The sequence below is a fragment of the Brevibacterium sp. CCUG 69071 genome (assembly GCF_021023135.1).
Taxonomy (GTDB): Bacteria; Actinomycetota; Actinomycetes; order Actinomycetales; family Brevibacteriaceae; genus Brevibacterium.
Genome location: NZ_PGFV01000006.1, coordinates 167,004 through 176,803, shown reverse-complemented (window position 1 = coordinate 176,803; position 9,800 = coordinate 167,004). Strand labels below are relative to the sequence as shown.

Genomic DNA, 9,800 nt, shown 5'->3' with positions numbered 1-9,800 from the left:
CAGCGAGCGTCTGCTGACCCTCGAGGAGCATCTCACCGGCGTTCTTGATCAACGTCGTGGCGGCGTCGATCTCCTCGAGCACGATATCGCCATAACTCGGCACCTCGACATCGACCGGGGCGGACGGGGCCGACATCTTCCCCGCCTGCGACCACGCCAGCATCTTGACCGTCCACGGCCCTTTGAGGACACCGATCGTGACCTCACCACCCGCAGCCGACACAATCGACCCCCGAGCCGTCGCCCTGGACGGAACGAAGAACGGATCCTGCGACGCATGCACCTCAGCACGGGACCAGTCGGAAGGGGCGAGCGCGTCCCCGTCGAAGTCACCCGACCAGTGGACGATGAACTTTCCGTGGTCGACGTCGACGGTGAACCCGACTGGCGTGGGTGGCGTGGGGCCGCCGAGGACGTTGATAGTGGTGCCACCGTCTTCCTGACCGCCAACAATGGCTTTCAGATTCCCGTCGACATCGTTGAACTCATATGAGCCGCCACCCTCAATCGACGTGCGCTGGCCTTGCGGTGCGTTCGAAACCGAGTCAACCTTGCGGTCCAGCTTCGCAACATCGGCAGCGAGGCGGTCCAGACGCGAATACAGGCTCATGTGATCTTCTCCGATCTGCGAATCTGCAAAGTGGAAGTGTTCTTCTCCGGGTGGTGGATGACACCGAGAATGCGCACCCACAGGTCACCGAAATCAGCCCACCCGACACCCGACTGGATGAGGATTTCGTCGCCGGCGGAGTAGGTTCCGACGGGTGCGTTGTCGTGGTCCCAGACTTGGATTTCGGTGATGTCGAGGTCACCGCCCAGGGCTTTGAGTTCCGCGGCGACACGTTCCTTGGCAATCTGGTCTTTGCCGATCGCCTTGTCCGTGATGACCTTCCACCGCCCGAGCCTTTTAGTGGGCCGGTTGTCGTAGGGCTGGATCATTTTGCGGCCCTGACCGGAGCCGAGAACGAGGACGTGTGAGGCGTACTCGTCACCGTCATCCGTGGCGGGAATGTTGTCGGGGATGTTCTCGCCCACCACAAACCGGAGGTCACTGCGGCGGGAGCCGAGCTTTGGGTACCCGTACTCGATTTCATGGATGATACGGTCCTGGTCGCCGTCCGCCCATCGGTGTGTGACAGTCCACTCGTACCCGCCGATCTCGGCCAGTTGGGTGCGTTCCTTATCCAGGTCGAGTGTCCCGGCCCACGGTGCGAGGTAGTAGAGTTCCTTCTTCCCCGTCACCGTCTCGGACAGCTGCACCCGCTGGGACTCCTTGTCCCCAGCAGGAACCAGGCCAAGATTGAACGGTTTCTTCTGGAACTGTTCGACGATGTACCGGTCAATAACGAGCGGGTCGGCAGTGTCGTACCTGTCCTCCCCTAGCCACGGCTGCCCCTCCAGGTACCCGGAGAAGCCGACGCAGTCCAGGGATAGACTCGGCCCGTCCATTGGCAGTTGAGTGAGAATGCCGCCGCCGCGGATCTGCCCGGACGCTTCCGCGTAGATCGCGGTCGACCAGGGGACGAAGATCGGTTTCCCGTCCTCGTCTTTCAAGCTCGCAACCTCGGGCGTGATCTTCGCATCCAGCCCCCCGTGCCCGGACAGGGACTCCTGCACGGACACGTCAGAGAGAGGGAGATTCCAGTCGAGGAACGTCTCAGTACCATCACCGTTGAGCCTGCTCGCAATGTAACGCCATTCAGACATGAGGCTCCTTATTCAGTTGACGGGTCAGCAACCTGCAAGAAGAACCCACTCAAATCGAGACCGGAAAGACCATCCATACTCGCCGCGTTGTTGGCGGACGCAGGGTCGCGTCGGGCGCGAAACGCGAACGTAATCTGCGCGCCGCGGCACTCTTTGGGGACAGTCACATAGGCCGATCCGAGCCAGTTGGTCCGGTATGCGTTCGCGGCCGCGCCAGCTGAATCGAACTGGAATTCCTGTGTCGAATACTTCAGCGGGTTATCGTTCGGGCCATAGCTGAGCCAGAACTGCCCAAACGCATTCTTCCCAGCGTCGTAGCGAACGCTGAGCCATGACGGCTTCAGGATCATCTTCACGGCAAAGTCCGGCACGTCGACTATCTGCCGTGCACCAGTCTCCGCGCCATCACCCGGAAACCACTCGCCCGTCGTTGAGGAGAGCTTCATTCCGGTGTCCGTAGAAAGCGACGGGCGAGACCTGTGGATCGGTTCCCACAGTGGATTGGCAACCTTGCGTAGATCTTCGATCATTGCTTGAGCGATCGTCGCCGTTGACTTGGGTTGGTTGATCTTCGCCAGCAGCAGGTACGGCTGATCGACTGGGAGCGTTGTTGTCACTGCGTAGTCGTTGTAGGGGCCGTTCTCCACTGAAGGCGGGTTCTGCCCCCCGTACTGGGGGTCTTTGATGAGCACGTACACGTACTTCGTCGCACCGGCAGATGACCCTGTGGCGGCGACGGGAACATCAGTGTACGACTGCTCCTGCACCGCATACGACTGCCCAAACACGCCGGGGTAGGTGGATTTGATGACACCGCCACCCTTGTGAACTCGAACTGCGGCACCGGGGGTTGGCAGAGCCTTGACGATAAAGTCGCCGGGCTCAGCGATTCCCGTTGCACCGGAGGTGGCGGAGGTGATTCCTGCGCGGGCAAGCTCGACACTGTTCTCGGCACCGTTTCCGATGGCCCACGGGACTGGACGTAGAGGCATATCAGGCTCCTAAACTTGTGTGGGCAGAACCCCAACGAATGGTGGCCGTGGCCGACCCATCAACGGAGGTGCCACGGAATTTGAACTCGGATGCCCCAGCAGGGACTTGGATCTGATCGAGACGCGACTTTCGGGTGAGCTTCCCTGCCAGGGACACATCGTCATCGCGGGTGACGGTTTTGTTCATGGCGTCGATAACGACGGACCGGTCGTAGGCGAGGTTCGTGTCTAGTTCAATCTCCCACCCGTCCCCGGACACGACAGGCCGGTTGACGGTGCCGCGGATGGTGATCGTGACGTCGGTGGTCGACCGAAGCCCCGGGTTGTTGACGATGCCCTGCCGTTGCCCTCCCTGGAATGTCCCCCACGGGAACACGACAGGGAACACGAGGCCGCGGGCTTGTGGCGGGGTGATGGAGAGTGTGATCTCTCCCCCGCCGCCTGTGTCAGGGTCGCCGTAGAACAGCCCGTTCTTGCGGTCGAACACCGCGGTGCCGTCGGCGTGGAGGCGGGCGAAGATCTCCGTGTCGTCAATGTCGAGGTCGCGGGCACGGCCGTAGGCGCGATACGTCTTCCCGTGCGCCCCGATCTCAAGGACAGACACTTCCCCGGGTTTCCGGTCCCGGGCGGCGGCCCAGGCGTTGGCGAATTCCGCCGCACCCTGAGCCACCTCCTGGGCTGTCTGCCCCTTGAAGAACAGCCCGAACTTGATCGGCTGAGGGTCCATGAAGTCACGCCCGAGCAGAATGTCGTCCCCAACCGGGTTCGGCTGGTCCTGGACCCGCCACCGGATATTGGTGGCGTTGAGTGTGTTCACGTTCGCGTTGTGACCACACCCGAACTTGTACCCGTTGATCGCGAACTCGCCGTTGTGGAGTTCCATTTAGCGTGCTCCGATCTTCTGAGACGACTTCGACAAACGCGACCGAGACTGGTCATACCCAGCCCCGACAACCGCAGTGACAGCACCCGTGAACTGTTGCCCGTCAGCCTGGAACGTGAGACGAACCCCATCCAGGGCAGCGGCCACCGCCTCCGGTGTGACACCGTTCGACTGGACAGCCGTTGCGACAGCATCAGTGAACGCTGACGCATCGAACGATGGTCCTGACTGGGTCGGAATGTAGGTGCGGTTCGCGGCCATGAACTTCATGGAATCCGTGGTCGACATGACCTGCTCGCCACCACGGAAGTTCACCAGCTCCGGACCCTGCTCACCGACGACAGCGAGGCCGCGCTTGGCGTTCGTAGTTCCGCCCTCGTACCAGTGGTTGCGTTCCCAGAACGACCGGGCACCCTTCACATCCCCGTAGCGTTGCTTGATGTACTTCAAGCCAGCTTCAAGCTGTGCCCTCGGGTCGCTCGTCTTCGTCGCACCGACACTCCCCCAGGTTCCGTTGAGGAACTGGAACAGGCCGTAAGCCGTCGACGTCGGGTTCTGGGCGTTCGGGTTCCACCCCGACTCACGTGTGAGCAGCCAGTCCAGGTCACCGAACTGGTTGCCCCAGCCCATGGACTCGAGCATCTGCTTCGCCATGGACTTGACCGGGCCGTTGGCGACACCGGAGAAGTCCATGCCGGACTTCTTCCCGTAGTCCTTCGCCTTATCGACGAGGCCCTCGGAAGCCATGGACATGATGCCCTTACCGAGCTGCCCGGCAATCCCGTCGGGGAGTTGCTTGGCGTGCTTGGCGTAGATGTCCGCAGTGAGTTTCTCCGCAGCCTTCTGGTAGGCCTTGGTGAGATCCCCACCAGCGGAGACACCAGCACGGTCGAGGAACGGGTGGGACATCTCCCCGCCAGCACCAGGCAACCCGCCAGCCATTGCGTCCGAGAGAGCCCGGATGGCGGCAATGTGGACGTGGTTGTAGTGCATGGCCTTCACGGCGCCCGTGTAGGTGTAATTCGCACCGTTCTTGATCTGCTTGCCACCCGCGGGTGAGTAGATCAGCTCGGCGAGGTTTGCACCGTAGTTGTTGCGCCACCAGTTGAAGATGTCCATCGATGGGGACACGTCGATCGCGTTACCGCGAGAGTGGTGCGACGTGTTCCCCGACGCTGTGATCGAGTTGGGCCGGTAAGACGATGTGAGTCGAGCGTTCGGGAACTGTTCCTTCGTCATCGCCCAGAGGTTCCGCCACACACCCGAATCCGCGAACGCATTCACGCCCGGAATCCGCGGGATGACTCCACCTGTGGCGAACTGCCCCAAGAGAGTGTTGAGATCCGAACCTGACCTGGCGGCCTTGTTCAGTGCCTCCACGCCCTGTTCCCCGCCGACAGCACGGGTGAATTCGGGGCGCATGATCGCTTCCCCACCCGACAGGAACAGGTTCCCTGCCGTGGGCGACTGGAAGTGATGGATGTCCCGCCCGGGCGAATACCCAGGCATGACGCCACCGGACTCGAACTTCAGCGACTTCGGTGCCGAGAGCTTCACGCCCACATCCCCGAACGCTTTGTTCACGGAAGCCGCGAACGAACCGAGAACATCGATGAGGTTGTTCAACCTGCCGCCGAGCTCGGGTTTCGCATCCCGCATGTTCCCGTCGATGCCCTTGCGGACCGCTTCCATGTTGGCGTTCGACGTCGACAGCAAAGACTCGAACCCACGCTTATTCAGACCCTTCAGGTCACCGAGACGGGAGTCGTAGTCGCCGTACATGCCCGACATAGTGGAGTCGGTGTTCTTCCGCATATCCGAGAACTTCACACCGGTGGTGTTCTTCAGTTCCTCGAAATCAGTGGCAGACTTCGACTTCATCTGCGACTGCTTATCGATGAGCATCAGCCGCATCAGTTCCTGCTGCTCAGTCGCGGCAGTACGCTGACCCGTCTGCTTCTCAACAACAGTCGCCCGCATGGCCTCCTGCTGGGTTTGGGTATCCAACAGCATGGCCGCGTTCTGCGTCTGCGTGTTGGTGAGCATCCCCAGCTGCGATTCCTGCGTGGACAGGAGCATCCCCGCCTGCGCGGCCTGAATGTTCGCCAGCATGCCAGCGAAACCCTCAGAAACAGACAGGTTCATCTGCCCCATCGCCGACAGTGTGGTATCCGACATGTCCTGCATGGCAAGACCCGCCATGCCCTCGTCATCAGCCACCACAGGGGCGGCAGTGACGTCGAAGGACATACCCGTGGGCGCCATACCCGGAACAGCAGCAGCGCCCAGGGCGGCGGCCGCAGACTGTACGTCCGTGACACCACCGAGCATGCCCTGCACGAGACCCTCGGCAGTGAACCCACCGAGGTCGGCCATGACGCGCGACGGCGAATGGATCCCGAGCACAGACTTGAACGTGGACTCCATGACCTTCGCCAGGTTGGCGATCGCGGACTCAACGTTCTTCTGCTTGCCCTCGAGACCCTTCACCACACCGTCAGCCGCGGCGGAGCCTCCCTTGTAGAAGCCCTCCGTTGCGTACTGGCCGGCCTGGTTCGCGTACTTCTCGTAGTCGCTCCAGGCGCCCAGGTACGACTTGCGTTCAGCGGAAGTGGCACCGATGAAGCTGTCGGCCATGTTGGAACCCTCATCGGGCCCGGCCTGCGCGATCTCCTGGATGATGGCTCCGGGGATGCCGAGCTCTGTGAGCTTCTTCAGCTTCCCAGCGAACGCCTTCATTCCGGCGACGTCCATCTTCATCGATTTCGCAGCCTGACCCAGGTTCGACTGGGACTGCCACTGACCGCCGACTCTGGTCTGGAACGTGCCCACATCAAGGTCACGACCACCCAGCAGCGAGGACACCACGGAGTCCTTGATGCCCTTGAGCTCAGTCGCCCGGTCCTGAGCCTTCTTCAGCTTCGCGTCGATCTTCTCGGCCTGCGAATACAGGGCCTTGAGGTTCGCTTCGAACTTCCGGGCCGAAGACGTGGCACGAGTCCGGGAACCGCGAGAGAGGTCCTGGTTGGACCCGAGATCGAAGAGCCGATCCACGGCAGAGTAGCCTCCGGACAGACCGCCGGTGACCTGGTCGCGGATGTTGCCGCGACGGATGTCAACACGCAGATCCGACTGCAGTTCGCCGACGCGCTGTCGGCGCTCCTTCTCCTCCTTCGCCTTATCCGCCGCGATCTTCGCCAGACGCTCATCAGCCTTCTGCTTGTCCTTCGCGGACTTCAGAGACTTCTTCGCCGCCGACAGTTCGTCCTCGGCGATGCGAATACGACGCTCCGCCTGAGACTTCGCGGTCTTGGACTTCGCATCCGACTTCGCCCGGCGCGCAGCCTTGAGACGATCCTGCGCGGCATCCACCGACTTCTCAGCCGACGCAATACCACCCTTGGCCATGGGGATTGCTCCGGGCATGCGGGAAAGCGCCTCCATGAGGATCTTCCACGACCGCTTCGACCCATCGAGAGGGATGAACGCCTCGTCGACGTCCATGCGGTCGCCGACGATCCGCCACGTGTTCGGCTGAACCATCTCGGCGATGTTCGACAGGACGCCACCGGAGGCCATTGGCTTGAGGTCGATGCCGCCGTAGAAGTTGGGATCCCACTGATTCAGGCTTCCCGGACTCTTGCTCCTGTTCCTGTTCGGGTTGAGCAGGTTCTCCGGCATGTTCTTGATGCCGTTCTTCGGCTCAGTGACGTTGAATACGACATTGACACTGACCTTCTTCGGGATGTCGTTGACGGCCTTCTTTGTCGCGTTTGCTTCCTTCTTGGCCGCGTCGTCCATCCAGGACTTCACGCTGACGCCGTCGGGGATCTCGAGGATCTCGCGAGCCATCTTCTTGGCCTTGTCACCGCCGATGCCGAATTGCTTACCCGCGGCCACGAGATCGTCGTAGGTGTTCTGCAGCTGGCCCTGCACGTCCTCCTGCGACCTTCCGTGTTCGGCCATGGCCTGAGCGGCAGCGATGCCCTCGCTGGCGATACCGTCGAGGGCGTCCTGGTTGTTGCGGCCCTTCTCGGTGGTGATGTCGAGACTGGTGCCGTTCTCCTTGATGGATTCTGTGACCGAGTCGATAGCGGCTTCGTACTGCCGCATCGCTTCGCGCTCATCCAGGTTGGCGAGGCCAAGTGCCACAAGACCATCGAGCATGTCCGACAGCGAGTCCGATGCTTCACCAGCCGCGCTACCAACACCCTGGACAGCGCCCGCGGCGGCGTTCGCATTGACGGGAAGCTCGCCCAGTGCGATTTTTGCCAGAGTCGCGTTGTCAGTCGCGTACCCCATGGCTTTCGCCTGCTCGATCAGCTGGCCCTGCAGGGTAGGCATGCTGGCGATCACGTCGCCCGCGGAGTAGTCGAACTCCTTGGCCGACTCAGCTGCCGCACGGAAGTTCGACTCGAGCATGTCCATGTTGCCTGCGGACATCATCGAGCTCAGTGACTGGTCCATGGCTTCCATGGAGTCCTTCGCGAGTTCGGCGTTTGAGTCGAAGATGCCAAACATCGATCCCGCGTTGTCGAGGAAGCCGAGGAAACCGTTCTGGTTGATGATGTCCAGGGCATCGCCGAAACCGTTGATGTGTGCGGCGCCCGATCCGGTCACTTGGAACAGCTGGTCGAGAGACGCCACGCTCAGACTGTTCTGGTCATCGAGCTGGATGAGCGCGTTCGTCAGCTCCTGCGTGCTCTTCACATTGCCGGCGAACATGTCGGCGACGGCTCCTGCCGCGATCAGGGCTGTGATGGCACCTGTAGCAGCAACGGCGGCCTTGGTGACTCCGCCAATAACGCCCCTCGCCTTGGACGCGCCGGGCAGTGAGAGAACCTTGTCCAGGGCCTCCGACTTCGTGCGCAGAGTGTTCACTGCGTCGATCGTGTCGGCGATTCTCGGAGCAAGGAGGAGGAATCCGCCTGCGGCGAGGGACGCGGTTCCCACGACGCCAGCGAGTGCCCCACCGAGCTTGATGACGGGTTCGGGCGCCTGGCCCACGATTCCTACGAGATTACCGACCCCTTCGATTACGCCGGCGACTGCGGGCGCAAAGGTTCCGCCGAGAGTGATCGCGGTGTCCTTGATCTGGTTGCCGGCGATCTTGATTCGAGACTCAGCGGTCTCGTACCGCTTGGAGGCTTCTTGGATGAGGGCAGTGTTCTCTTCCCAGGCGGACTTACCCATGTCCAGAGACTCGGTGAGTAGGTCACCGGCACCGGCGAGCTGGAGCATGACCTGAGTTTCCTCGGTGCCCTTGATGCCGAGTTCTTTCATGGTCTCGACGACGTTTCCGCCGCCTTCCTTGACCCCGTTGAGTCCGTCGGTGAGCATCGCGACAGCCCGGACGGGATCCTCTTCGTAGGCCTGCGCGAACTGCTTGGATGTGACACCGGAAACGCGGGCTAGTTCTTCGAGCCCCTCGCCGCCGTTCTTCACGTCGGCGTACATGCGGTTCATGACGCGCGTCATCACGCCACCGCCGAGCTCTGCCCTGATGCCCACAGATGCCATCGCGTTAGACAGGGCGAGAATGTCGGCCTCTGAGGCTCCGGCGAGCTTGCCAGCGCCGGCCAGGCGCTGAGCCATGTTGAGAATGTCCTTCTCAGTGGAGGCCCCGTTGTTGCCGAGCTCGACGAGGGTGGCTCCGAAGCGACCGACGTCCTTGCCGGCGGTGCCCATGACGTTCGTGATCTGAGCGATCGAGGTCGCCGCCTCTTCTGCGGTGAGGTTCGTGGCCTCGCCGAGGTCGATCATGGTCTTCGTGAACGACACGACATCGTCGGTCTTCACGCCCAGCTGGCCGGCCGCTTCGGCGACGGCGGCGATTTCCTCATGGGTGGAGGGAAGCGTCTTGGCGAGATCGCGCAGGCCCGACTGGATGTCCGCCAGCTGACGCGGTGTCCCGTCGACCGTTTTCATGACGCCGGTCCAGGCGGACTCCCACGACATCGTCGCCTTGGTCGCGAGACCGAGGGCCCCAACAACGATTCCGCCGAAGGTCGCGAGTCCGGCGCCAACGGTGGTCATTTCCTGGCTGTACTGCTGGGCCGCCTTCATGGCACGGCCTGCGCCGGTAGTGGATTTGTTCCAAGCGGTCTCTGTCTTGTTCGCCGCGTCCACAGCAGCCTTACCGGCTGCGGCCATGTCGGCCTTGTACTGGTTGACCTTCACCGACAGCAGGGCGGAGACGCTACGAACTTCGGTCATGA

At 62.1% G+C, this 9,800-nt stretch carries 5 protein-coding genes; all 5 read right to left on the bottom strand.

All coding sequences use genetic code 11. The annotated features are described in order from the left end of the window. On the bottom strand, window positions 1-610 hold a 610-nt coding region (locus CV023_RS16170; RefSeq protein ID WP_230747731.1), incomplete at its 3' end, for a hypothetical protein. Continuing rightward, window positions 607-1,707, bottom strand: a complete 1,101-nt coding sequence (locus tag CV023_RS16165; RefSeq protein WP_230747729.1) for a hypothetical protein — start codon at window positions 1,705-1,707, stop codon at window positions 607-609. The genes CV023_RS16170 and CV023_RS16165, both read right to left, overlap by 4 nt. Before the next feature lie 8 nt (window positions 1,708-1,715). After that, complete coding sequence (locus CV023_RS16160) at window positions 1,716-2,699, bottom strand: hypothetical protein (RefSeq protein ID WP_230747727.1); 984 nt, start codon at window positions 2,697-2,699, stop codon at window positions 1,716-1,718. 1 nt (window position 2,700) lies between these two features. Beyond that, entirely contained in the window at window positions 2,701-3,582 is an 882-nt protein-coding gene (locus tag CV023_RS16155; protein ID WP_230747725.1) for a hypothetical protein, read from the bottom strand. Beyond that, window positions 3,583-9,798, bottom strand: a complete 6,216-nt coding sequence (locus CV023_RS16150) for a phage tail tape measure protein (RefSeq protein WP_230747719.1) — start codon at window positions 9,796-9,798, stop codon at window positions 3,583-3,585. Window positions 9,799-9,800: the final 2 nt, after the last annotated feature.